Consider the following 24,068-nt stretch of genomic DNA (forward strand, 5'->3'; position numbering starts at 1 on the left):
TCAAATTAATTAAGGAGCAAATTGTTTATGCGAATTCATGGGAATTGTTTGAATTGTCTGAATATAAAAATAATTATAAAAAGATGATTGACAAAACTATAGAGGGATGGTATATTATAGTTACAATCACTTAAGAGATAAAACCTAAGTATCTGAGGTGGCTTAAGCTTCACCAAAGGAGAACGGATGGTTATCGGAACGGCTGACATCTACAGCTAGGGTGGCGAGGCTTCACATACGCCGAGGGATGTCGAGGTGCCGTTGCAGTAAGTGATTTAATATAAATAAATTAAAAAGAGAGGACAGACCATTGGAAAACCAGACATGAGGGCGAGTGTTCATTAGTTTAATGGATGCTTGCCTTCTATTTTTTTGCTTTTAGGAAACATTATCTCCAGAGTGTTGCCTATAATATTGCTACAACGAATTAGGTTTGATATTATATAGAAATACTATTCTGTCGGAGATAATTATGGCAAATACAATATTATTTTTTGTAAATAGCGTTATGTTGGGACTTGGGCTCGCCATGGACGCTTTTTCTGTGTCATTGGCAAACGGATTTGCCGACACCAAAATGAACAGAAGAAGGAGGCTGGAAATATCCGGCGTGTATGCGGCTTTTCAGTTTATTATGCCGTTTATAGGATGGTTTCTGGTGCACAATGCCGCAAATATATTTAACGGCTTAAATGCGCTTATACCGTGGATAGCACTCTTTTTACTTGCGTTCATAGGCGGAAAGATGCTGATCGAGGGATGCCGCGAAAGAAAGTGCTACAGCGGCAAAAATTGCGATACATGTAAAGAAACCGAGTGCCTTAATAAAGAAACCGGTTCTTTTTCCAAGACATTATCCAATAAAACTCTTATGATACAGGGCATAGCTACATCAATTGATGCGCTTTCAGTTGGATTTACAATCTCACAGTACGGTGTTCTTATGGTTCTTGTATGCGTTGCGATAATCGGCGCGGTTACCTGGATCGTATGCTACGCGGGGCTTAAGCTCGGAATTAAATTCGGAACGAAGCTTGCGGGAAATGCGAAGATTATCGGTGGGCTTATTCTTATAGGAATAGGGCTTGAGATATTCTTTGGATGAATTTATTTGGGAAAAAATAGATGAATTATACATATATTGTTGAATGCGCCGATGGCTCTTTATATTGTGGTTGGACAAATGATCTTGATAAGAGAATAAAAGATCATAACGCCGGAAAGGGCGCCAAGTATACCAAGACAAGGCTTCCTGTTAAACTTGTGTATTTCGAGGAGTTTGATACCAAGGAAGAAGCCATGAGCAGAGAGTGGCATATTAAGCAGCTTAGGCGCGAGAAGAAGATGGAACTTATTGCTAAAATGAGCAAGTCTTGACAAATACGCCATCGCCAAATACAATAAGGTGTTGAATAAAGAATAAATGCTATGAAGGTGTGGGCTACGCCCAAGATGTTATGCTACATGGTTCAGAGAATGGAAGTCATCGGCTGTAAGCTTCCTACTACGGGTATATACGGAACATTCGCACCGGAGCAGTCCTTCTGAAGGCTATCTGTTTAGTATGCTTGTAGGTTGGACCGTGTTGTCTACGTTACAGATATAATGAGTGTCCGTACATAATTATATATGACGGGAACTTGGGTGGTACCGCGATAAATTCGTCCCATGTGTTTTTGACACATGGGACTTTAATTTTTTAGGAGGAAAAAAATGATTAGTGAACAGCTGGACAAAATCCGTGAAGAAGCCCTGAAGCAGATTAAAGGATCTGACGGACTCGAGAAATTAAATGAGATCAGAGTCAACTTCCTTGGTAAAAAGGGTGAACTTACAAGCATCTTAAAGAGCATGAAGGACGTTGCTCCCGAGGACAGACCAAAAGTTGGTCAGCTTGTAAACGAGACAAGAGAGGCGATTGAGAAAGTTCTTGAAGAGACCAAGAACAAAATGGAAGCTGCTGCAAGAGATGCCAAGCTCAAAGCTGAAGTCATCGACGTAACACTTCCCGCAAAGAAGAACAAAGTTGGACACTGTCATCCAAATACAATTGCTCTTGAAGAGGTAGAGAGAATCTTTACCGGAATGGGATATGAAGTGGTTGAAGGACCTGAAGTTGAGAAAGATTATTACAACTTCGAAGCTCTTAACATTCCCGCAGATCATCCCGCAAAGGACGAGCAGGATACTTTCTATATTAACGGAGACCTTCTCCTCAGAACTCAGACATCTTCAACACAGGTGCATGAGATGGAAAAGGGCAAGCTCCCTATTAAGATGATCGCTCCCGGAAGAGTATTCCGTGCAGATGAAGTTGATGCTACACACTCACCTTCATTCCACCAGGTTGAAGGTCTTGTTATCGACAAGAACGTTACATTTGCAGATCTTAAGGGAACTCTTGCAGAGTTTGCAAAACAGCTCTTCGGACCTGAGACAAAGACAAAGTTCAGACCTCATCACTTCCCGTTCACAGAGCCTTCTGCCGAGATGGACGTAAGCTGCTTTAAGTGCGGCGGAAAGGGATGCCGTTTCTGTAAGGGTGAGGGCTGGATCGAGATCCTCGGATGCGGAATGGTACATCCTCACGTTCTTGAAATGAGCGGAATCGACCCTAACGAGTACACAGGTTTTGCATTCGGTGTAGGACTTGAGAGAATCGCACTTTTGAAATATGAGATCGATGATATGCGCCTTCTCTATGAGAATGATATTAGATTTCTTAATCAGTTTTAGCGATATAGGGATTCATGTACATTCAATGCTGTGCTTGCACAAAGCATTGAATGTATATGAAGATCGAACGGAAATGAGGAAAAAAGATATGCGAATGAAATGAGCATATCGATTTCCGAATGAACGCAGGATTGCGAGAGCGAAGCGAAGCAATCCGTATATCGCTAAAAGAGCAAATAATATTGATCATCACTTTTTATATAAACAGGAGAAAAAAATATGAATTCATCAAAATCATGGATTAAAGCATATGTGCCGGATCTTTCATGCACCGATCAGGAATTCTTCGATGATATGACACTTTCCGGAACAAAGACTGAAACATATACAGCACTTGATAAGAACCTTGAGAAGATTGTTGTCGGCCAGATCAAGACAATCGAGCAGCATCCAGATGCAGATAAGCTCGTTATCTGCCAGGTTGATATCGGAACAGAGACAATTCAGATCGTTACAGGTGCAAAGAATATGAAGGAAGGCGATAAGGTTCCCGTTGTTCTTGACGGCGGACGTGTTGCCGGAGGTCATGACGGAAGCCCGAATCCCGCAGAGGGAATCAAGATCAAGGCAGGCAAGCTCCGTGGTGTTCCGAGTGCAGGTATGATGTGCTCAATCGAGGAACTTGGCTCAACAAAGGATTTTTATCCCGAGGCTCCCGAAGACGGACTTTATATCTTCCCTGAAGATACAGAGGTTGGCGCTGATGCCGTTGAGGTATTGGGGCTCCACGACACAGTATTTGAATTTGAAGTTACATCAAACCGTGTAGACTGCTACAGCATTCTCGGTCTTGCAAGAGAAGCTGCAGCTACATACAAGCTTCCTTTCAAGGCTCCCGTAGTTAAGGTTAAGGAAGACGGAAAAGGAAACGTCAAAGATTTCATCGACGTTGAGATTAAGGATACAGATCTTTGCACAAATTACTGCGCAAGGGTTGCTACAGATATAAAGATCGCTCCTTCACCCGAATGGATGCAGAGAAGACTTTCAAGCGTAGGAATCAGACCTATCAACAACCTCGTAGATATCACAAACTATGTAATGATGGAATACGGTCAGCCTATGCATGCTTACGACCTTTCAACAATCGCAGGAAACAAGATTGTTGTTAAAAGAGCTAAGGACGGCGAGACTTTTGTAACTCTTGACGGACAGGAGAGAAAGCTCGACAGCGAAGTTCTTATGATCTGCGATGCTGAGAAGGAAGTAGGACTTGCAGGTATCATGGGCGGTGAGAATTCAATGATCACTGACGATGTTAAGACAGTTCTTTTTGAGGCTGCTACATTTAACGGACCTAATATCAGAAAGTCTGCAAAGAGAGTCGGACTTCGTACAGACGCTTCAGGATTCTTTGAAAAGGGTCTTGATCCCGCAAATGCACTTGATGCTATCAACCGTGCTTGCCAGCTTATCAACGAGCTTGGATGTGGTAAGGTTGTTCCCGGCGTAGTTCAGGTAGGACTTCCCATCAAGCCTTTAAAGAGATTTGCGCTTGAAGCCGATAAGATCAACAACCTCCTCGGAACAGATATTTCCAAGGATGAGATGATAGAGATACTTAAGAGAGAAGAAGTTGAGTATGACAAGAAGACCGATGAAGTTATCATTCCTTCTTTCCGTCAGGATCTCAATCAGATGTGCGATATCGCGGAGGAAGTTGCTAGATTCTCAGGATATGACAAGATTCCTACAACTCTTCCCAAGACAAGCGCTACAACAGGCGGTATCTCATTCAAGATGAGAGTTGAGAAGAAGGCAAGAGAAGTAGCACAGTTCTGCGGATTCTCACAGGGATATACATATTCATTCGAGAGCCCCAAGGTATTTGATAAGCTTCTTTTACCCGAGGACGCAGTTGAAAGAAAGGCTATCAAGATTTCAAATCCTTTAGGAGAAGATTTCTCAATAATGAGAACAATTTCCTTAAACGGAATGCTTACAAGCCTTGCAACCAACTACAACCGCAGAAATAAGGACGTTCGCCTCTATGAGATGGGTAACATCTATGTCGCAAAGAGCCTTCCTCTTACAGAGCTTCCCGATGAGAGAATGCAGCTCACACTCGGATTTTACGGAGATGGCGATTTCTACAGCATGAAGGGCGTTATCGAAGAGCTTCTCGACAGCGTAAACATGCTTGATAAGGTTGAATACGACCCTAATGCAGGCAAGTCATTCCTTCATCCCGGAAGACAGGCAAATGTCATTTACGACGGCGAAGTTATCGGTTATCTCGGTGAAGTTCACCCTGCCGTATGCGATAACTATGACATCGATACAAGAGTTTATGTTGCCGTGATCGATATGCCTGAGGTTGTTAAGTACGCTAAATTTGATACAATATATACAGGAATTGCCAAGTTCCCTGCAGTTACAAGAGACATCTCAATGGTAGTGCCAAAGAACGTTCTTGCGGGTGATATCGAGAAGATGATCCGTCAGCGTGGCGGCAAGAAACTTGAAGAATTAACACTCTTTGACATTTACGAAGGTTCACAGATCAAAGAGGGATTCAAGTCTATGGCTTATTCTCTTTTGTTTAGAGATAAAGAAAAGACAATGGAAGATGATGAGATCAATTCAGCAATGAAGAAAATACTTAAGGGCTTACAGGATCTTGGCATAGAACTTCGTTCATAAGATAAGATTTATTTAAGAGGTACAAAATATGAATAAGAAGAATGTATGGACAACTTATAACCGTACACAGCTCAAGGAATGTGATAAGTTTGCAGAGAAGTACAAAAAGTTCCTTGATAATTCCAAGACTGAACGCGAGGCAATCGACACGATCGTAAATGAGATCGAGGCTGAGGGCTATAGAGAGCTTAACAAGCTTGTAAAGGAAAATACCAAGCTTAAAAAGGGTGATAAGGTTTATTCCGTGTGGATGAATAAATCCATCGTTATGTTTAAGATAGGTTCTGAGCCTTTGGAAAAAGGACTTAACATCCTCGGAGCACATATTGATTCTCCGAGACTCGATGTTAAGCAGAATCCTTTGTATGAGGATAACGGACTTGCATATCTTGATACCCATTATTACGGCGGTATCAAGAAGTATCAGTTCGTGACTATCCCCCTTGCTCTTCACGGAGTTGTGGCTAAAAAAGACGGTACGACAGTTATCTTAAATGTCGGTGAAGATGAGGACGATCCGGTATTCTTCATTTCAGATATTCTCGTTCATCTTGCAAGCGAGCAGATGGGCAAGAAGGCTTCAAACGTAATTGAAGGTGAAGCCCTTGATCTCGTTATAGGAAACAGACCCTTTGTTATTGAGGGAAAAGAGAAGTCTGAAGATAAAAAAGATGATTCTAAGCTTACAGAGGGTGAGCAGTACGCTGTTAAGGCTGAAAAAGAAGAAAAAGCTGAGGCCGGAAAGCTTTCAGGCGCTGTAAGAAGAGGAGTCGTAGCACTTTTATACGATCTGTACGGAATCGAGGAAGAAGATTTCATATCTGCAGAACTTGAGATAGTTCCTGCAGGAAAGAGCAGAGATGCAGGTTTTGACAGATCCATGGTGCTTGGTTACGGGCACGATGACAGAGTATGTGCATATCCTTCTGCAGTAGCTCTTCTTGAAGCAGGAGACCTTAAGAGAACGGGATGCTGCATCCTTGTTGATAAAGAAGAGATAGGCAGCGCCGGTGCTACGGGCATGAAGTCAAGATTCTTTGAAAATGCCGTTGCAGAGATAGTTGCTCTTGTAAACGGAAATTATGATGAACTTGTATTCAGAAGATGCCTTGCAAATTCAAGTATGCTTTCATCTGATGTAAGTGCAGCATTTGATCCTTGCTATGCTTCTGTTTTTGAGAAGAAGAATACTGCATATCTTGGCTTTGGCCCTGTGTTTAACAAGTATACAGGATCAAGAGGAAAATATGCTTCAAACGATGCAAATGCAGAGTACATTGCAGCGGTAAGAAAGGTATATGACGATGCAGGCGTATTGTTCCAGACTGCAGAGCTTGGCAAGGTAGATGCAGGTGGCGGCGGAACAATCGCATATATTCTTGCAGAATACGGCATGAATGTTGTTGATTCGGGAGTAGCAGTTCTTAACATGCACTCACCGTGCGAAGTGATCAGTAAGGCAGATCTCTATGAGTCTCTAAGAGGATATATCGCATTCCTTGAGAACATGGATTTTTGCAATGAATAAAAACGTTCTTTTTAGAAAGTAAGATATTATGTCAGAAACAACACAGATTGGATTATCAACCGCAGATTACTTCTTTGATCTGCCACAGGAGCTCATAGCTCAGGACCCTCTTGAAAAAAGAGATGAGTGCAGGCTCCTTGTGATAGACAAAGAGACAGGAAAGACGCAGCACAAGATATTCAGCGATATCATTGATTATCTTGATCCCGGCGACTGCCTTGTTCTTAATAACACCAAGGTCATACCCGCAAGGCTCCTTGGCGAAAAGGAAGGCACAGGCGCAGCGGTTGAGATCCTTCTTCTTAAGAGAAAAGAGAATGATGTTTGGGAAACCTTGGTTAAACCGGGAAAGAAACTTCGTCCCGGTGCAAGAGTTTCTTTTGGCGGAGGAATACTTACCGCAGAGATCCTTGATATAGTAGAGGACGGTAACAGACTCGTTAAGTTCTACTATGAGGGAATCTGGGAAGAAGTTCTCGACAGACTCGGCGAGATGCCGCTTCCTCCTTATATCACACATAAACTCAAAGATAAGAACATGTATCAGACAATCTATGCCAAATACGAAGGCTCCGCGGCAGCACCGACAGCGGGCCTTCATTTTACGGATGAGCTTCTTAAAAAGATCTCCGACAAGGGTATAGATATGGCCTTTGTAACTCTTCATGTGGGACTTGGAACATTCAGACCCGTTAAGGTGACCAATGTCAAGGAACATCACATGCACACCGAGTGGTACCAGGTTACCGCAGAGGCAGCAGAGAAGATAAACAGGGCAAAAGAAAGCGGGCACAGAGTTATCTGTGTCGGAACTACGAGCTGCAGGACTATAGAGAGCGCAGCTGATGAAAACGGCAGACTATCCGAGTGTAGCGGAGATACATCGATATTTATTTATCCGGGCTACAAGTTCAAGGTTCTTGACTGCCTTATAACCAATTTCCATCTTCCGGAGTCTACGCTTGTAATGCTTGTTGCAGCGCTTGCGGGAAGAGAGAATATTCTGGCGGCATACGAAGAAGCAATAAAGGAAAGATACAGATTCTTTTCCTTCGGTGATGCATGCTTTATAACTGACAGGATGGAGTAAGACAGCGTGGCAACTTACGTAATATCAGATCTTCACGGTCAATACAGATTATTTTTAAAACTGCTCGAAAAAGTAAAATTTTCGGGCGCTGACAAACTATATATGCTTGGAGATGCGATTGACCGCGGACCTGACGGCATAAAGATATTAAGACATGTAATGAATGCTCATAACATGCATTTCCTTTTGGGAAATCATGAGACTATGATGTTGCATGTGGCCGCTTCAGACGGAAGTGTCACTCCCAATCTCAATAAATTCCAAGGAAGAAGAGAAATCAACTGGCTTTTTCAGAACGGCGGCGCCATAACTTATCACAGATACAGGCTTCTTAGAAAGAAGGAGAGAAAAGAGCTTCTTAAATGGCTTAATTCCTGTCCTGTTTCAACAAAAGTTGAAGTGAACGGAACTACATTTTTCCTCACACATACCGCTTTTGTAAAAGAAATTATCGATACACCTTATAAAGATATCGATCCCGATGTTGCGCGTTACATTGTTTGGTATTCGCCGTTTAGGGAGGATATATATAAGAGCATTGATGACTATGCCGCATGCAAACCGTGGGTATTTGTCATCGGTCACGTGCCGGCTTTTTATCTCGGAGATGATAAATGTGCTCGCCCACTTTCGTCGTATCGGGAAGAGAACGTTATCGACATTGACGGCGGATGCGCCGAGCCTGATGAAAAAGAACTAAAGGGCGGAATTATGTTACGACTCGACGATCTGGAAGAATTTACTGTTTCTTTTGCGGAACTTGAGCAGTAATAATGGCCGAAATAGTGTAAAGTAGTTGCTATTTTTTTCTAATAAGGTATTATAATAGTAACACTTTTTATCGGGGGTTTTATAATGGATAATAGAAGAAGAACCAAGAGACTTGATTTGGCAGGCGAAATACTTCTTAAGGAAATTGGCGGTGAGAGCTTCGAAACAGTAGAGATTACAATTACCGATGCATCAAGAGACGGCGTTGGATTCTCAACAAACAAGCAGCTTACAATCGGTGCTAACTACGAAGCTAACCTTACAATATGGACAAAAGAAGTCCTTCACGTATTCATTCAGATCGTAAGAGCATCGAAGAACGGAGATACATTCCACTATGGTTCGATGTTTGTCGGAATGCCCGAAGATATGAAGGCTCGTATTGATGTTTATTCAACTATTCAGGAATATAATGAGAAGAACGGTGAGAATTGAATTTGAATAATATTAAGGCTCAATGCAGAGATGGCACTGCATTGAGCTTTTTTTGTTCTGAATTATTTCAGTTTTTCCAGGATGGCATCGTAGTCCATGGTTCCTGTAATTTCTTTTAAGATGTCATACTTTTTGCTTGTGTTAAAATCTCTTTGTAGAGATACTGACTAATATTTCTGTTTAATATAATAACATATGAAAGTTTGGGATGATATTAAATGAAGTTGGGGGTACTGTCTGAGTGAGAAAAAGGTTTTTACTAACATTGATCGTTTCTACATTTATGCTATGTGCTTGTGACGGAAAAGATAGCACTGTTACTGATAACGTAGACATAGAGAACGAAAATGGAACTGCTGATGTGAATGCTTCTGTGGATTCCGGTGAGGAATCTTCTTTTGAAGGGGTAATGGGATAGTGGGGAAATCAGCGGAAACAGATGAATCTATGATTTTCGGTGTCAAAAATAAAGTTTGTATTTGCAGCATAACAGCGGAAAATGCAGTTTTATAAAAGGCGCTGTTGAAAAAACAGTTTATGCCTTGGTAATGACAGCGGAATAAACAGCTTTATGAATCTTGCTGTTGAAAAGCAAGTATTTGCCTTGATTATGACAGCAAGAGATGCAACTTTAAAAATCCCGCTGTATGATGCTGTATAAGGATAATAGACATGGATAATTTTCAAAAACTAAAGTTAGAGAGCTTAAAAGAACAGGCACGAATAAAAGCTCAGAGACGTATGTGGATGGAGAATGAACTGCTTCAAGAATGCTTATCAGCACTGGAAACATACATGATTGTCGGGATGATGTGATGGCGGTGGCGTTTGATACTTATTATGTGACCGAATCCATGACTGAAGCAATTGGGGTAAGGAACTAGGTTCAAGCTTGTTGAAGTAGTATGGTATGCATCCAATTTTTATAGACAATAATGAAGAAAGGACCCCCATGAGACTTAAAAACTTCCTGATAGTTGTTAAAGATATCGAAAAATCCAGAAAGTTCTATCATGATCTGTTTGGCCTGGAGTTGCTCCTGGATAATGGAGGAAACATGATCTTGTCGGAAGGGCTGGTACTGCAAGAAGAGAAGTACTGGAAAGAGTTTTTGGGAAAAGAGATTATTTCGGAAAACAATTCCTGTGAGCTTTATTTTGAAGAGGTCGACATTGAAGGCTTTATTGAAAAGCTTGAAAGGTATTATCCGGAAGTGAAATATGTCAACAGACTCATGACGCACAGCTGGGGCCAGAAAGTCATACGCTTTTATGATCCGGATGGCAATTTGATAGAAGTGGGGACACCGATGTAAAATGGCAAATTATTCTGTAGAGATAAACGGCATACACGTGGATGCCACATATAGTGACGAGTTTGTTGAGCGGCTCTTTTTGCCGCTGCTTAAGGAGCTTTCTGATTTGCAAAAAGAAAAGGGAAGGAGAATTCTTGTGATGCTCGCAGCACCTCCGGGAGCGGGGAAGAGCACGCTTGTAAGCTTTCTTGAAAAGCTCTCAAGGGAAAATGATGACATTACGGACCTGCAAGCTATCGGAATGGATGGATTTCACAGAAGGCAGGAGTATCTGTTGTCACATACAACAATACGAGATGGCAAAGAAGTGAAGATGGTGGAGATAAAGGGAGCGCCGGTTACTTTCGACCTGGAGAAACTGACTGCTGCGATAAAAAAGGTGAGCTCCGGGGAAGATACCTTTTGGCCTATATATGACAGGCATCTGCATAATCCTGTGGAGGATGCGATTCATATCACAAAAGATATAGTTCTTCTGGAGGGGAACTACCTCTTACTTGATATGGACGGATGGAATAGGCTAAGGGCTATGGCGGATTACACTATCAGCATCACTGCAAATGAAGCTATGCTGCGGAAAAGACTCATCGACCGCAAGATGAAAAGCGGAAATGATATTGAGTCTGCTACAAGATTTGTTGAGTACAGTGATATGGCCAATGTCAGACTGTGTCTTGAGAAAACAGTTAAAGCTGACATGGTTTTGGAAGCGAGTGCGTTGATATAACTCTTATTCAGGCTGCTTTGCTTTAAATTACCGTATACCCTTCAGAAGCTAATACGCTAAGCGCTCGCTCCAAATTTTCTTCTTTTACAAGAATATAATCCGTGTTGTATGTCGATACGGCGAAGATGCCGATTTTGTGCCTCATTGCCTTTTGCCTTGCAAGCTCAAGCGTGATGACTTCAAGCTTTTCGGATATTACCTTCAAATCTTTCTGAGAATTTTCTGATATTGTTTCACCAAGAAGAGTACTGATGGGAGTATCCAGTATGTCAGAAATAGAAACAAGCATCTCCGAATCCGGAACTGACAGACCACGTTCCCATTTCGAAACGGTTTGTCTCACAACATTCAATTTGATAGCAAGTTCCTCCTGTGAAAGACTTTTTGATTGCCTAATCTTTTTTATGTTTTCGTTTAACATGAGCGAAAATCTCCTTTCGTAGCAACAGTACTATGAAAGCTGCCGTTGCTACAAGCAATGAATATTAACATCCCAGAAAAAACTATTCTATCCCATTAATCTATGCAAAAACATACGAAAGTAATCCTATATTGATTTTAATATATTTACGCCGGTGATAATCCCTATTTTTATTTTGTCGATGCAGTACTAAATACCGCGTTTCTATCAGTACAGATCCTGCAAGTAATCGTCCTCTGTCTTATCTATGCTTATGTCTTATGAACACCCCTCGCCATTTAGTGCTCAGTTCATACGCAGGACCATAGGGGCGGATATGCGTGTCTTCGTACGAGGTGATTGATTTTCAAAATTCATGAATCGGCAGATGCTGATTGTCCTGAGCAACGCGAAATGAGGCATCTGCCGATTCATGAATTTTAGAAAATCACACCGAAGACGTACACACGCCTATCCGCCCCTATGGCCCTGCGTCTGAACGTCCCCAAAGGCAAGGCGTCCAAAGGCAAAGTCTAAATCATTGACCGCCCCATTCCCGACAAGTATACTGAATTTAGTATGAAAAATAAGCCCGATAACAACAAACCACGAGTTAAGAAGCCTCTCAAAAGAAGGCTGATCATATTGGCGGCGATGATAACCGTGCCGTTCGTGCTGATTATTTTGTACATGATATTCTCGCTGATAAATTACTCCGATGCATACAATACCATCGTAAGTAATCTGACTGTTGCGAACAGTTACAATCTGACTTTCAAGGAGCAGATGGATGAGAGTGTGTACAGGATAATCGTCGGAAGAGACGCATTTGGAAGCGGAGATGAGACGGATCCTTATGTGCTTGTTACGAATATCCGTAAGGATTTTACGGAGCTTAAGACGATCACTACCGAGGTTAACAGCAGAACATGGCTTGAGACTCTTTTAAGAAACGTTGACACTTTGGAGAACAGGCTCGGTGATATCAGGAAAAGTGTAGAAGCGGGCGGCAATTACGATGAAGATGTCGAGATGCTTGATTCCAACATATATTCACTGACCGAGCTTATTCAGGACAATATCCAGTACTACATCTATTATCAGACCAAGACTATTGAAGTCATAAACAAAGGCCTGTTAAAAGAGATGGAAGATCTTCTTGTCCTTCTGGGAGTCCTTCTTCTCCTTGGAATACTGTGCACCGTCCTTACAACGGATAAGATCGCAAGAAGCATCGTTCAGCCTATCGATGCGCTTAGTTCTGCGACCAAGGAGATTGCGGAAGGAAACTTCTCTGTAAGAACATCATTTAATCTCGAGGATGAGATCACACTTCTTTCCGAGAGCGTAGATGATATGGCGGCGCATCTCGAGATACAGATGGAACAGATAAGAGAGGATGAAAAGAAAATGCGAATGGCGGAGGCAAGGCTTCTTCAGGAGCAAATCAATCCTCACTTTTTATATAACACGCTTGATACTATAGTCTGGCTTATTGAAGACGGAAAAAGTCAGGAAGCCGAAGACATGGTTGTTTCTCTGTCCAAGTTTTTCAGGATATCTTTAAGTCACGGAAAAGAGTGGATAACCATAAGGGAAGAAGCCCAGCACATACGAAGTTATCTTGAGATTCAGAGCGTGAGGTATTCCGACATACTGTGTTATTATATAGATATTGATGACAGTTTAAACAATTATAAGATCCTGAAGATGACGCTTCAGCCTCTTGTTGAGAACGCATTGTACCATGGCATCAAGAACAAGAGAGGGTCGGGGCTTATAAGGATAACCGGCAGAATAGAGGACGAACTCATCAGATTTGAAGTTAGTGATGACGGAGTCGGAATGGACGAAGAGACACTAGACCATATCAGAAAAGAACTGAATAAACCTGCCAAAGATACCGACACGGGATTTGGCATGGCAAACGTCAACGAAAGAATCAAGATGAATTTCGGTGACAGGTATGGAATTTCAATAGAATCGGAACTTGGAAAAGGAACCACTGTATCGGTGGTGCTTCCGGCAATTTTGTTCAATCATGAAGAGGATACAAATGCTGATAAAGAAATATAAGATCGCAGCTCTTTTGACGGCAGTAGCGGTAGCGATAACGGGGTGCGGGCCGTTTACCGGATTTTCTGTATATGATGTCACGTCGGGAGACAGCGGTATTGAGACGATGTCTGATGATGCGCTTATAAGTGTAGGCTTTTCGCAACTTGGAAGCGAATCGACATGGAGAAGTGCGAATACCGAATCGGTTAAGTCGGCGCTTTCTACGAATAACGGATTCTTTCTTATCTACGACAATGCAAGGCAGAAACAGGAGAAGCAGTTTAAAGCGGTCAGAAGTTTTATATCTCAAAGAGTTGACTATATAGTTATATGTCCCGTGATCCAGGAGGGATGGGATGTTGTTCTTACAGAAGCAAGGGACGCGGGGATACCTGTTATCCTGCTCGACAGAAATATTTCCGTAAATGATGAATCAATGTACACGTCTTTTATTGGGGAGGATATGTACGCTGAAGGGGCATCGGCAGGGAAATGGCTGGAAGAGCATCTTGAGAAACAGGGTAAAAGCGAGGATGACATCAATATCGTTGTAATTGAGGGTACAAGCGGATCTTCCGCGCAGGAAGGCAGAGCCAGAGGTTTTGGTGCCATTGCGGCCAGAAACATGAACTGGAAAATGATCGCATCCGCAAAAGGAGAATTTACTCAGACCAAGGGAAATGAGACCATGGCAAGGCTCCTTAGAGAGTTTGATGACATAGACGTGATAGTATGTCAAAATGATGATATGGCTTTCGGAGCCATTGAAGCTTTGAATGAAGCAGGGGTTAAGACAGGGGGCGCAGGAGATCCTATACTGATATCTTTTGACGGAACAAGGAAAGCGCTGGAGCTTGTCAAAGAAGGTGTTATAAATGTCGATGTAGAGTGCAACCCCAATTCGGGAGAGCTTCTTGCGCAGATTATAAATGGTCTTGAATCTGGAAAAGAAATAAAAAAGACCTATTACATGGAAGAAAAGGTATTTACAAAAGAAAATGTCGATGAGTACATCGAAGACAGGAATTATTAGGCAGTAATTGTAGTATGAAATAACGGGAAGGGGTTACTATGCTGAAGGTTTTTCTTGTGGAGGATGAAAGTGTTGTTAGGGAGAGCCTTAGAAACAACATTCCATGGAAGGAGTACGGGTTTGACTTTGTTGGGGAAGCAGGAGACGGAGAGATGGCGTTGCCGCTTATAAGGAAAACGGCGCCGGATGTTCTTATCACGGATATCAAGATGCCGTTTATGGACGGATTGTCACTCAGTCATATCGTGAAAAAAGAGTTCCCATCGATGCGCATTATCATCATGAGCGGATACGATGATTTTGAGTATGCAAAAAGAGCTATCAAAGAGGGCGTCGATCAGTATATCTCAAAGCCGATAACGAAGTCGGGAATGAAAGAGGTTCTTGACAGCGTAAAAGAGAAGATAGAAAAAGAGCGCATTCAGCAAGGGTATCTTCTGCAGTATCAGATGGAGACGCAGGAGTATGAGCAGCTTCAGAGAAGGGAATTTTTTGAGAAGGTTCTTACGGGAAGAATGCCGGTAAAAGATATCTATGTTGAAGCTGGGAAACTATCGCTTGATATCACGGCTTCCGCATTCAGTCTGATTCTTTTTTCCATAAAGGACAAAGAGAAGCCTATTGAAGAGATTGGCTCTGTCGAGTATTGCAAAGCGCTTGAGGAGCTTATGAGTTATTTCATCAGGTTTCCTGCGTATATATTGTCAAGATGGTCGCTTAATACATACATCGTTGTTGTTAAGGGTGAAAAAGATATCGTTGCAGATTACGTTGACAAAGGTATTTCCAAGATCACGGAGATCTGCGGGGACAAAGATGACAAGATAGAATGGTACGCCTCGGCGGGTGAGCCCGTTGAGAGATTCAGCGCACTTGAAAAGTGTTTTAACGCTGTAAACCATGCATTTGCCTGCAGATTTTTTGTTCAGGATACGCATATCCTTACGGAAGAGATAGCTGCAAAATATGAGTCATTGATAAAGGATGCTCCTGTCGGGATTGAAGATGAACCGACGGATAAGCGGGGAAATAAGCTTATAAGCGATGCGATAGCATATATAGATGAAAATTATATGAATGAGAGTTGCTCGCTAAGTGATGTCGCGGAGGCACTTTCTGTAAACAGCAGTTATCTCAGCGCGATATTCAGTAAGGAGATGGATACGACGTTTGTGAAGTTCCTTACCGCAAAGCGTCTTGATAAAGCAAGGGAACTTCTTGTGAAAAAGAGAATGCACACGGCCGATGTCGCGGCTGCAGTGGGATATAAGGATTCGCATTATTTCAGCTTTGTATTCAGGAAGACGTACGGAATGTCTCCCAAGGAGTACAGAAATCAGAACAGCTGATAAGGAAGGACAATCGAAATTTTTGGTTGTCCTTTTATTATTGATACGATCTTTTCTGCTATTGCGGACGCGAGTGGACTTCTGGGGTGCCCAAAGCTTTTTATGCGAAAAGAGTTTACTTGTGAAAGATAGCTGTTATCAAAACTGTATATTTTTTTATCGCCGTTATTTATCAGGTTCATATTTCTCAGCTGTTTTACATACGGATAAGCATATTCATCGCTTCCAAATATCAGGGCATCGCCGGATTCGCAAAGCTTCACGATATCGGAGTGCGGCTCGCCTTCAATGATATATCTGCTCTTGTCAAAAGGTAAACCTAAATCTCTGAGTGCGGATATGAATCCGTAGAGCATGGAAGATTCCTGAGGATTGCCGTTTCGAAATATGCCGGAGATTTTAACGGATCCGGTTGAGTGAAGGTGTGAGACCAGGCTGTATGCGGCGTCGTATGTTCCTTCCGTGACGGAAGGGAAGATTTCCATATTTCTGTAAGTGCCGTAGAGGAAGATGACGGCGCAGCCTTTTTCTTCAAGCATCTTGTAAAGGCCTGAGTTTGGATTGGCCATAAGTGAGAAGCACTCGGAGAGAATCGCAAGCGGTGGTTTTTTGAGAAGATCTTTTAAAATAACGCTTTCCTTGTAGAAGTCGGCACGTGTTTCAAATACAGAGACAGACACGGGGATATCAGCTGCTGATGAAAGATTTCTTTCTATGTCGTAGATAAGCGTGGGGTATATGTAATCGTCGGGACGCGTAAGAAGAAGGCAGATCTGATTTCTTCTAGGATTTGGATTTAGTCCTGTAAGGCGGTATCCGCTTCCCTGACGTGAGGTTATTAGCTTTTCTTCCTTTAGCTCAGCCATTACCTTGCGTATGGTCTGTCTGCTGCATGAGTATTTAGTGCAGAGCTCTTTTTCCGTCGGAAGGGACATGTTTCCCGATACTAATAGTTCGGATATTTCTGCTTTTATTTTTTGAGTAATATTTTCTGCCTTAGTCATTTTTTCCTCTAAATATTTAATAAATTCGGGTAAAAAAATTTGTCTTCTTGTGAATATGAAAAATATTCAACATAAAATTCTACTTGCTTATCAAAATTATCAGATAATTCTAAGGATAAATTTAAGCGTTCTGCCAAAAAAATCCATCTAAATACAAAGAAATTCAACCAAAATATTTCGATATAGTAATTTGCTATGAATTTGTATTTTTTATAAAAGTATAACATCTAAATTTGTATTGTCAAAATATAGAAAGTTGTGCATGTTGCATCCTAATTCTATGAAGAAAGCCCTGCTATAAGTACAATGTGTATATGAAACCATTATATATATTGTAAATGGAGGGTACAAAGTATGAAGAAGAAAGTATTGGCAACTATTATGGCTACAGCAATGTCAGTTTCGATGCTTGTAGGATGCGGCGGATCAGGCGCAGCGGATACAACGGCAGCTACCGATGCCACAGATGCAACGGAAGCAACGGCAGATACAGCCGATGATACCGGAGCAGCACCGGCAGCAGACGGAGAGGCAATAACAGTCGGATTTGCACAGGTTGGACACGAGTCGGATTGGCGTACAGCTTCAACAAATTCAGTTAAGGCAGCTCTTTCCAGTGAGAACGGCATCGATCTTCAGTTTGTAGATTGTGATAACGATTCGGCAGCACAGCTTGAGGCAGTTCGTAACTTTATCGAGCAGGACGTTGATTACATCGTTATTGACCCCATCGTATCAACAGGTTGGGATACAGTACTTACAGAAGCTGATGATGCAGGCATTCCTGTTATAGTAATTGACCGTACGATCGATGATTCAGATAAATATGTTTCATGGGTAGGTTCTGAGTTCACAAACGAAGGTCTTGCAGCAGGTGCATGGCTTAAGGCTTACGCAGAGGCAAAGGGCATCAAAGAACTTAATATCCTTGAGATCACAGGAACAACAGGTTCTTCAGCTGAGATCGGACGTACAAAGGGATTTCATCAGTTCGTAGATTCAGAAGGATGGAAGCTTCTTGATTCACAGACAGGTGACTTCACACAGGAAGGCGGACAGAAGGTTATGGAGTCTTACTGCAAGTCATATGCAGGCAAGTTCAACGTTGTTATCTGCCAGAACGATAACGAAGCATTCGGTGCTATCGATGCAATGAAGGCAGCAGGTGTTTCATACGGTGTTGACGGCGATGTAATCGTTATCTCATTCGATGCTTGTACCGCAGGTCTTCAGAAGGTTCTCGACAAAGAGATCAACGCAGACTTCCAGTGCAATCCTCTTCAGGGACCTGATTGCCTTAAGATAATACAGGCTCTTCAGGGCGGACAGACAGTTGAGAAGCAGACATTCATGGAAGAGCCTTGGTTCGTATCAGAGGATGTTCTTAAGGACATTTCTTACAAGAACAATTCAGGCAAGGATGTAACAGAACCCCTTATCGTAGTTGATAAAGCAACTGTTGATGAAGCGTACTGATTATAGAGATTTGATTATAGAAAAACTTATAGGGTAGTTCGCGAGAACTACCCTAATTATTCAATAAGAGAAGGGTATTATTTTATGGAGCAGAATGAACTTATTGTTATGCGTGACATAGTGAAAGCCTTTCCCGGTGTCATAGCACTCAATCACGCACAGCTTACACTTCATAAAGGCGAGATTCACGCACTGATGGGCGAAAACGGCGCAGGAAAGTCTACCATCATAAAATGTCTCACGGGCGTGTACGAGCGTGATGCCGGCGAGGTTTACGTGCAGGGTGTGGAAGGAAATGTTTTTAACCACTCTACAGAGGATGCACAGAAAGTAGGAATTGCAACGGTTTATCAGGAGGTCAATCTTTGTCCGAACCTCTCTGTTGCAGAAAATCTTTTCATTGGACGCGAACCTGTTACCAAGTTCGGTACCGTAGATTGGCGTTCAATGAATAAGCGGGCAAAAGAAATAATGGACAGCCTTGGCATATTTATCGATGTGACACTGGCTTTGGAGAATTACTCACTTGCGATCCAGCAGATGATTGCTATTGCAAGAGCAGTGGATATGGAATGTAAGGTACTCATTCTCGATGAGCCGACATCGTCTCTTGATGACAACGAGGTTGAAAAGCTCTTTGACGTAATGAGAGATCTTAAGGCAAAAGGAGTAGGAATCATATTCGTTACCCATTTCCTAGAGCAGGTTTATGCAGTCTGCGACAGGATCACGGTTATGAGAAACGGAAGCTTTGTAGGAGATTATTCTATAAGCGAACTTCCGAGAGTTAAGCTGGTAGCTGCCATGCTCGGTAAGGATTTTGACGATCTTGCGGCTATCAAACCCGAGGGTAATGTTGAGATAAATCCCGAGATCATGCTTAAAGCCGAAGGACTCAGCCATAAGGGAACAGTAAAGCCTTTTGACTTTGAGATTCATAAGGGCGAAGTAGTCGGAGTTACAGGTCTTTTGGGAAGCGGTCGAAGTGAGATGGTGCGCTGCATCTACGGTGCAGACAAGGCTCAGACCGGTAAAGAGTACATGAAGGGAAAAGAGATCAATATAAAGGCACCTATCGACGCAATAAAGGAAGGTATGGCATATCTTCCCGATGACAGAAAAGCCGACGGATGTATCGGTGATCTTTCGGTAAGAGATAACATAATTCTTGCACTTCAGGCAAGAAACGGAATGTTTAAGAAAGTATCAAGAGCAAAACAGATTGAGATCGCGGACAAGTTTATAGATATGCTTCAGATCAAGACTGCGAGTAGAGAAACACCTCTTTCACAGCTTTCGGGCGGAAATCAGCAGAAGGTTATTCTTGCAAGATGGCTGTGCACTCATCCTGATTTCCTTATCCTCGATGAACCGACAAGAGGTATCGACATCGGAACAAAGACAGAGTTCCAGAAGCTTATTTTGCAATTTGCTCAAGAGGGAATGAGCGTAGTATTCATTTCTTCTGAGATAGAAGAGATGCTTCGTACCTGCACCAGAATGTGCGTTATGAGAGACGGCGAAAAGGTTGGGGAAATCGACGGAGAGATGACGCAGGAGAGTGTAATGAGTGCGATCGCGGGAGGTGAGAAGTAATGGATAAAATAAAGAAACTAACGAAGCAGCAGTTATTTTTGCCCTTCTTCTGCCTTCTTTTGGTTCTTCTTATAAATTTGATAAAGAATCCGGCTTTTTTTAGTATCGGTATTCAACATGGAGTGTTGTATGGAAGACTTATAGATATATTGAACAGAGGAAGTGAGATAGCGATTCTTGCAGTGGGGCAGACACTTGTAGTTGCGGTGTCGGCAGGAACTGATATCTCTGTAGGTTCTGTTATGAGTTTATCGGCTTGCGGAACTTGTATGATGCTTGCAGGCTACGGTGTTAACTCAACCACAGAACTTGCAGTTCCGATGGGAGTGGGAATCCTTTTCGGAATTTTCCTCGGCGGTTTGTGCGGCGCCATGAACGGTGCACTTGTTGCTAAATTAAAGATTCAGCCTATGGTCGCTACACTTATTCTTTTCACAGCGGCGAGAGCCATCGGCCTTCTTATGTGTAACAACCAGATCACATACATCAGATACGAGCCTTATAAGTACCTTGGTAATTTCATACCGGGCTGTCCTATTCCGACGGCTATCTTCGTTACGATCGTTGTTATAGCGGTTGTGATGTTACTGCTAAAAAAGACTGCACTTGGATTGTACGTTCAGTCAGCAGGTATTAACAGCAGAGCTGCCAGAATCTCCGGTATAAATTCAGCGATGATATGCTTTGTCTGCTATGTGATCTGCGGTCTTTGTGCAGGAATTGCCGGAATGGTCGCAAGTAGCCGTATCTATTCCGCAGATTCAAACAACATAGGACTTAACTACGAGCTTGATGCCATCCTTGCGGTAGCGCTCGGTGGTAATTCACTTGGCGGAGGTAAATTCAATCTTGCCGGTTCGGTAATTGGAGCATATACAATTCAGGCTATCACGACAACCCTTCTTGCTATGGGTGTTTCGACCGACCAGGCGCCTGTTGTTAAGGCTATCATAGTTGTGATCATCGTAGTTGTTCAGGCACCTACATTTAAAGAGTGGATCGCAAACACTGAGGCAAAAAGAAAAGCACTTAAGACGGAAGGAGGTCAGGAGGCATGAAGAGTTTAAAGAAATTCAGCGGAAACACGCTGCTCCTTTTGATCACCATAGTCCTTTTTGTTGTGATGTATGCGGCAGGATGTGTTGTTTACTCGGCTAAAGGATTTACGCATGTACAGACTTTTTTGAATCTACTTATTACCAACGCGGGACTTATCTGCGTTGCATGCGGAATGACATGTGTAATGCTCACCGGCGGAATTGATATTTCCGTAGGATCGCTTGTAGCTATGGATTGTATGATACTTGCTTACGGAATGGGCGTTAAGGGGTGGCCCTGTATTCCGCTTATCATACTAATACTTGTTATTGGACTTGTATTCGGTGCTGTACAGGGATTTTTGATTGGTTACCTCAAGATTCAGCCGTTTATCATTACCATGGCGGGAATGTTCTTTGCAAGAGGCATGACGGCGGTTATCTGTACCGATCAGATTTCAATCACACAGCAGATGAATCCTACGTTTTACAAATGGGCAAATGCCAAGATCAATCTTCCGAAGTTTCTCGGATATGTAAATAAAAAAGGCAAGACGGTAGTTCCTTTTATCAGACCTACGGTAGTTATAGCACTTTTGGTTGTGGCACTTATTTTCTTCATACTTAAATATACAAAGTTTGGAAGAAGTCTGTATGCGGTTGGCGGAAACCAGCAGTCGGCTACAATGATGGGACTTAATGTTAAGGCTACAAAGATGAAGGCTTACATGCTTTCCTCATTCCTTTGCTCTATCGGAGGAATCTGTTACTGCCTCAACACTATGTCAGGTTCTGTTCAGCAGGCGCTCGGTTTCGAGATGAATGCGATTGCATCAGCGGTTATCGGTGGAACGCTTCTTACAGGCGGTGTCGGCAACGTTATCGGATCGCTCTTTGGTGTTCTCATAAACGGAACAATCTCGACACTTGTAACAACTAACGGAAAGCTTTTATCAAGCTGGAGTAACATTATGACGGCAGCGCTTTTGTGCTTCTTCATAATTTTGCAGAGTCTGTTCGCTTACTTCAAAAACAGGAACAGCAGATAATTGTATTGTGTGGGGCCCTCACGGAGTATTCAGCCGCGGGGGCTTTTTATAGCGGACGACCTGTATGGCCATTTGGTGTAGCCGACCGGCGGTATCAGTTTGGAAATGCTTGTGTTCGTCTGCGCAGTGATTTTCATAATTTCATAAAACCCGAAAATGCCTCCTTTCGACGTTGCTCAGAGAAGTCGGCATTTTCGGGTTTTATTCAATTTGAAAATCATCTTGCTCGTCCGAATCTTCGCATTTTCAAACTGATACCGCCCGGTCGGCTACGCCATATGGCCGTACAGGTCTGTTTCGCTTATAGAAAGGCTCCCTGCGCTGATTCTGAGGACTGTGCCGGCAAAGGTAATACATTTTTGGAAGCGGAAGGTGGCGATTGGATGAGAAAAATATATGCTTGATGAGGATGTAGAAGCTAATGATGGCGTGACATGACTTTTTTTAGAAATAATACTCAAAAAAGTCATGCGGCAAGCGACAATTGTAATGAAAAGAAAGGGGGAGGTATGACTTTTTTGAAAATAATACTCAAAAAAGTCATGCAAAAAGCGATAATCGGAATGATATGGAGGGTCAGGACATGACTTTTTAAAGCCAAAATATTCAAAAAGGTCATACATCAAGTGAAAATCATAAAGAAACAAAAGAGAATCCATGACTTTTTAGAATGAACTTGTAAGAAAAAGTCATATCGCAAGGAAAAAGTGCTTCAACGAGATTTTTTCAACTTCCGGTAGAAATGCTTGGCTAAACTAAACAGATAAGTTATAGGATATTCTGAGTGCATGAAGTATTATGTATTTAACAAAAACGTCTGAAAACATGCATTTAGCTGTGGAGGAGTGCAGACTTGATTATATTCAATAATGCATTTATGGAGGAGAAAATAGATGAATATAGGAAATGTGATCATGACAAAAAGAAAAGAGCTTGGCTTAACGCAGCAGGCGCTTGCCGATAAACTTCATGTGTCTTTTCAGGCAGTATCAAAGTGGGAAAAAGGCGTGAGTTATCCGGAGATAGAATTGTTGCCGATAATAGCCAGAGTACTGAATACTTCGTCGGATGCGTTGCTTGGTTATGAATTCAAAACTCACGGTTATTATGATGACAGATACAAAGAAGATGAGTATTACTGGGGAATACAACCAAATGAAACTTGCTATGAGATCATGAAGATGAAGCCTCCGGTTAAACCGCTGAAGGTGCTTGATATTGGATGTGGAGAGGGGAAAGATGCTGTGTTTTTTGCAAGAAACGGATATGAGGTGACAGCGTTTGATCTGTCAATCGACGGCATAGAAAAGGGAAAACGGCTGGCAGAAAAGTTCGGCGTGAATGTAGTTTTTTTTCAGGCGGATCTTAATGATTACAGATTGAAAGAGAATTATGACATTATCTTTAGCAGCGGTGTATTTGACTATATGAGACCTGAGCTTAGAACAGATATAACCGAACACCTGAAAGAGCATACCAATGAAGATGGGGTAAATGCGATAAAGGTTTTTGTAGATAAACCTTTTATTAAAGTGAATGACAAGAATAAAAAAGTAAATCGCTATCCGTGGAAATCAGGTGAGATATTTACGTATTATCATGACTGGGAAATATTCCGGATGGATGAAGTGATTTTTGATTGTAACAGTGGAGGCATGCCGCATAAGCATTGTATAGATATTATGATTGCAAAAAAAGTATAGATAGAAATGTATATAGATGCATTATGGTGGCTGTGTTGCAAAAACAATTAACGGTTTATTGACAATAACTACATTTTTGCAGTAAGGTATAACTACAAAAATGTAGTTATTATTTTAA

The 24,068-nt window shown here is 42.1% G+C and carries 21 protein-coding genes; 19 read left to right on the forward strand and 2 right to left on the reverse strand.

The features are described from left to right. The first annotated feature begins 472 nt into the window (after positions 1-472). The 11 genes from DL92_RS0104055 (at position 473) to DL92_RS0104115 (ending at position 11,245) form a co-directional block, all read left to right on the forward strand. On the forward strand, positions 473-1,105 hold the full coding sequence (locus DL92_RS0104055; RefSeq protein ID WP_026666972.1) for a manganese efflux pump MntP: 633 nt from the start codon (positions 473-475) through the stop codon (positions 1,103-1,105). 20 nt (positions 1,106-1,125) lie between these two features. Beyond that, on the forward strand, positions 1,126-1,377 hold the full coding sequence (locus DL92_RS0104060; RefSeq protein ID WP_026654409.1) for a GIY-YIG nuclease family protein: 252 nt from the start codon (positions 1,126-1,128) through the stop codon (positions 1,375-1,377). Positions 1,378-1,713: 336 nt separating this feature from the next. Continuing rightward, positions 1,714-2,736, forward strand: coding sequence for a phenylalanine--tRNA ligase subunit alpha (gene pheS, locus DL92_RS0104065; protein ID WP_330365496.1), 1,023 nt, complete (start codon positions 1,714-1,716; stop codon positions 2,734-2,736). 219 nt (positions 2,737-2,955) lie between these two features. After that, positions 2,956-5,379 (forward strand): phenylalanine--tRNA ligase subunit beta, encoded by a 2,424-nt coding sequence (gene pheT / locus DL92_RS0104070; protein WP_026666973.1) that lies wholly within the window; start codon positions 2,956-2,958, stop codon positions 5,377-5,379. A gap of 28 nt (positions 5,380-5,407) precedes the next feature. Then, the gene (locus DL92_RS0104075; RefSeq protein ID WP_026654412.1) at positions 5,408-6,907 is read left to right on the forward strand and encodes an aminopeptidase; all 1,500 of its coding nucleotides are present in this window, start codon (positions 5,408-5,410) and stop codon (positions 6,905-6,907) included. Positions 6,908-6,935: 28 nt separating this feature from the next. Next, entirely contained in the window at positions 6,936-7,997 is a 1,062-nt protein-coding gene (gene queA, locus DL92_RS0104080) for a tRNA preQ1(34) S-adenosylmethionine ribosyltransferase-isomerase QueA (protein ID WP_034468411.1), read from the forward strand. 6 nt (positions 7,998-8,003) lie between these two features. Next, positions 8,004-8,768 (forward strand): metallophosphoesterase, encoded by a 765-nt coding sequence (locus DL92_RS0104085; protein WP_026654414.1) that lies wholly within the window; start codon positions 8,004-8,006, stop codon positions 8,766-8,768. Between the two features lie 84 nt (positions 8,769-8,852). Beyond that, on the forward strand, positions 8,853-9,203 hold the full coding sequence (locus DL92_RS18135; RefSeq protein WP_051199198.1) for a PilZ domain-containing protein: 351 nt from the start codon (positions 8,853-8,855) through the stop codon (positions 9,201-9,203). 241 nt (positions 9,204-9,444) lie between these two features. Next, positions 9,445-9,621: a hypothetical protein gene (locus DL92_RS20955; protein ID WP_155841011.1), complete on the forward strand. Its 177-nt coding sequence runs from the start codon at positions 9,445-9,447 to the stop codon at positions 9,619-9,621. A 534-nt stretch (positions 9,622-10,155) separates the two neighbouring features. Next, entirely contained in the window at positions 10,156-10,518 is a 363-nt protein-coding gene (locus DL92_RS0104110; protein ID WP_026666975.1) for a VOC family protein, read from the forward strand. A gap of 1 nt (position 10,519) precedes the next feature. Then, positions 10,520-11,245 carry a nucleoside/nucleotide kinase family protein gene (locus tag DL92_RS0104115; protein WP_026666976.1) on the forward strand — a complete coding sequence of 242 codons (726 nt, stop codon included), beginning with the start codon at positions 10,520-10,522 and terminating at the stop codon, positions 11,243-11,245. Between the two features lie 22 nt (positions 11,246-11,267). Here DL92_RS0104115 and DL92_RS18140 read toward each other — a convergent pair whose 3' ends face one another. Continuing rightward, positions 11,268-11,666: a helix-turn-helix domain-containing protein gene (locus DL92_RS18140; RefSeq protein ID WP_081816820.1), complete on the reverse strand. Its 399-nt coding sequence runs from the start codon at positions 11,664-11,666 to the stop codon at positions 11,268-11,270. Between the two features lie 558 nt (positions 11,667-12,224). Here DL92_RS18140 and DL92_RS18145 point away from each other — a divergent pair. The 3 genes from DL92_RS18145 to DL92_RS0104135 are packed head-to-tail and all read left to right on the forward strand — an operon-like array spanning position 12,225 to position 16,085. Beyond that, a complete protein-coding gene (locus DL92_RS18145) occupies positions 12,225-13,721 on the forward strand; it encodes a sensor histidine kinase (RefSeq protein ID WP_051625220.1) in 1,497 nt (498 codons plus the stop codon). Beyond that, the gene (locus DL92_RS0104130) at positions 13,702-14,736 is read left to right on the forward strand and encodes an ABC transporter substrate-binding protein (protein ID WP_155841013.1); all 1,035 of its coding nucleotides are present in this window, start codon (positions 13,702-13,704) and stop codon (positions 14,734-14,736) included. The genes DL92_RS18145 and DL92_RS0104130 overlap by 20 nt, the downstream gene beginning before the upstream one ends. Positions 14,737-14,774: 38 nt before the next feature. Continuing rightward, complete coding sequence (locus DL92_RS0104135) at positions 14,775-16,085, forward strand: response regulator transcription factor (protein WP_026666978.1); 1,311 nt, start codon at positions 14,775-14,777, stop codon at positions 16,083-16,085. Here DL92_RS0104135 and DL92_RS0104140 read toward each other — a convergent pair. Continuing rightward, on the reverse strand, positions 16,073-17,089 hold the full coding sequence (locus DL92_RS0104140) for a GntR family transcriptional regulator (RefSeq protein ID WP_026666979.1): 1,017 nt from the start codon (positions 17,087-17,089) through the stop codon (positions 16,073-16,075). The genes DL92_RS0104135 and DL92_RS0104140 overlap by 13 nt on opposite strands. 354 nt (positions 17,090-17,443) lie before the next feature. Here DL92_RS0104140 and DL92_RS0104145 point away from each other — a divergent pair, with 354 nt between their 5' ends. The 5 genes from DL92_RS0104145 (at position 17,444) to DL92_RS0104175 (ending at position 23,950) form a co-directional block, all read left to right on the forward strand. Further along, positions 17,444-18,565 carry an ABC transporter substrate-binding protein gene (locus DL92_RS0104145; protein ID WP_026666980.1) on the forward strand — a complete coding sequence of 374 codons (1,122 nt, stop codon included), beginning with the start codon at positions 17,444-17,446 and terminating at the stop codon, positions 18,563-18,565. 84 nt (positions 18,566-18,649) lie between these two features. Then, positions 18,650-20,161 (forward strand): sugar ABC transporter ATP-binding protein, encoded by a 1,512-nt coding sequence (locus DL92_RS0104150; RefSeq protein WP_026666981.1) that lies wholly within the window; start codon positions 18,650-18,652, stop codon positions 20,159-20,161. Then, entirely contained in the window at positions 20,161-21,219 is a 1,059-nt protein-coding gene (locus DL92_RS0104155; RefSeq protein WP_026654425.1) for an ABC transporter permease, read from the forward strand. Before DL92_RS0104150 ends, DL92_RS0104155 begins: the two co-directional genes overlap by 1 nt. Further along, complete coding sequence (locus DL92_RS0104160) at positions 21,216-22,247, forward strand: ABC transporter permease subunit (RefSeq protein WP_026654426.1); 1,032 nt, start codon at positions 21,216-21,218, stop codon at positions 22,245-22,247. Before DL92_RS0104155 ends, DL92_RS0104160 begins: the two co-directional genes overlap by 4 nt. Positions 22,248-23,140: 893 nt before the next feature. Beyond that, entirely contained in the window at positions 23,141-23,950 is an 810-nt protein-coding gene (locus DL92_RS0104175; protein WP_026666983.1) for a methyltransferase domain-containing protein, read from the forward strand. The last annotated feature ends 118 nt before the right edge of the window (positions 23,951-24,068 follow it).

The organism is Butyrivibrio sp. AE2005 (assembly GCF_000686965.1).
GTDB classification, from domain to species: domain Bacteria; phylum Bacillota; class Clostridia; order Lachnospirales; family Lachnospiraceae; genus Butyrivibrio; species Butyrivibrio hungatei_A.

Excerpts from the sequence above, each read along its gene's own strand:
- DL92_RS0104155 (WP_026654425.1), top strand. The coding sequence starts at position 20,161 with ATGGATAAAATAAAGAAACTAACGAAGCAGCAGTTATTTTTGCCCTTC.
- DL92_RS18140 (WP_081816820.1), bottom strand. The coding sequence starts at position 11,666 with ATGTTAAACGAAAACATAAAAAAGATTAGGCAATCAAAAAGTCTTTCA.
- DL92_RS0104135 (WP_026666978.1), top strand. The coding sequence starts at position 14,775 with ATGCTGAAGGTTTTTCTTGTGGAGGATGAAAGTGTTGTTAGGGAGAGC.
- DL92_RS0104075 (WP_026654412.1), top strand. The coding sequence starts at position 5,408 with ATGAATAAGAAGAATGTATGGACAACTTATAACCGTACACAGCTCAAG.
- DL92_RS18145 (WP_051625220.1), top strand. The coding sequence starts at position 12,225 with ATGAAAAATAAGCCCGATAACAACAAACCACGAGTTAAGAAGCCTCTC.
- DL92_RS0104140 (WP_026666979.1), bottom strand. The coding sequence starts at position 17,089 with ATGACTAAGGCAGAAAATATTACTCAAAAAATAAAAGCAGAAATATCC.
- DL92_RS18135 (WP_051199198.1), top strand. The coding sequence starts at position 8,853 with ATGGATAATAGAAGAAGAACCAAGAGACTTGATTTGGCAGGCGAAATA.
- pheS (WP_330365496.1), top strand. The coding sequence starts at position 1,714 with ATGATTAGTGAACAGCTGGACAAAATCCGTGAAGAAGCCCTGAAGCAG.
- pheT (WP_026666973.1), top strand. The coding sequence starts at position 2,956 with ATGAATTCATCAAAATCATGGATTAAAGCATATGTGCCGGATCTTTCA.
- DL92_RS0104150 (WP_026666981.1), top strand. The coding sequence starts at position 18,650 with ATGGAGCAGAATGAACTTATTGTTATGCGTGACATAGTGAAAGCCTTT.
- DL92_RS0104115 (WP_026666976.1), top strand. The coding sequence starts at position 10,520 with ATGGCAAATTATTCTGTAGAGATAAACGGCATACACGTGGATGCCACA.
- DL92_RS0104110 (WP_026666975.1), top strand. The coding sequence starts at position 10,156 with ATGAGACTTAAAAACTTCCTGATAGTTGTTAAAGATATCGAAAAATCC.
- DL92_RS0104060 (WP_026654409.1), top strand. The coding sequence starts at position 1,126 with ATGAATTATACATATATTGTTGAATGCGCCGATGGCTCTTTATATTGT.
- queA (WP_034468411.1), top strand. The coding sequence starts at position 6,936 with ATGTCAGAAACAACACAGATTGGATTATCAACCGCAGATTACTTCTTT.
- DL92_RS0104160 (WP_026654426.1), top strand. The coding sequence starts at position 21,216 with ATGAAGAGTTTAAAGAAATTCAGCGGAAACACGCTGCTCCTTTTGATC.
- DL92_RS0104130 (WP_155841013.1), top strand. The coding sequence starts at position 13,702 with ATGCTGATAAAGAAATATAAGATCGCAGCTCTTTTGACGGCAGTAGCG.
- DL92_RS0104145 (WP_026666980.1), top strand. The coding sequence starts at position 17,444 with ATGAAGAAGAAAGTATTGGCAACTATTATGGCTACAGCAATGTCAGTT.
- DL92_RS0104175 (WP_026666983.1), top strand. The coding sequence starts at position 23,141 with ATGAATATAGGAAATGTGATCATGACAAAAAGAAAAGAGCTTGGCTTA.
- DL92_RS0104055 (WP_026666972.1), top strand. The coding sequence starts at position 473 with ATGGCAAATACAATATTATTTTTTGTAAATAGCGTTATGTTGGGACTT.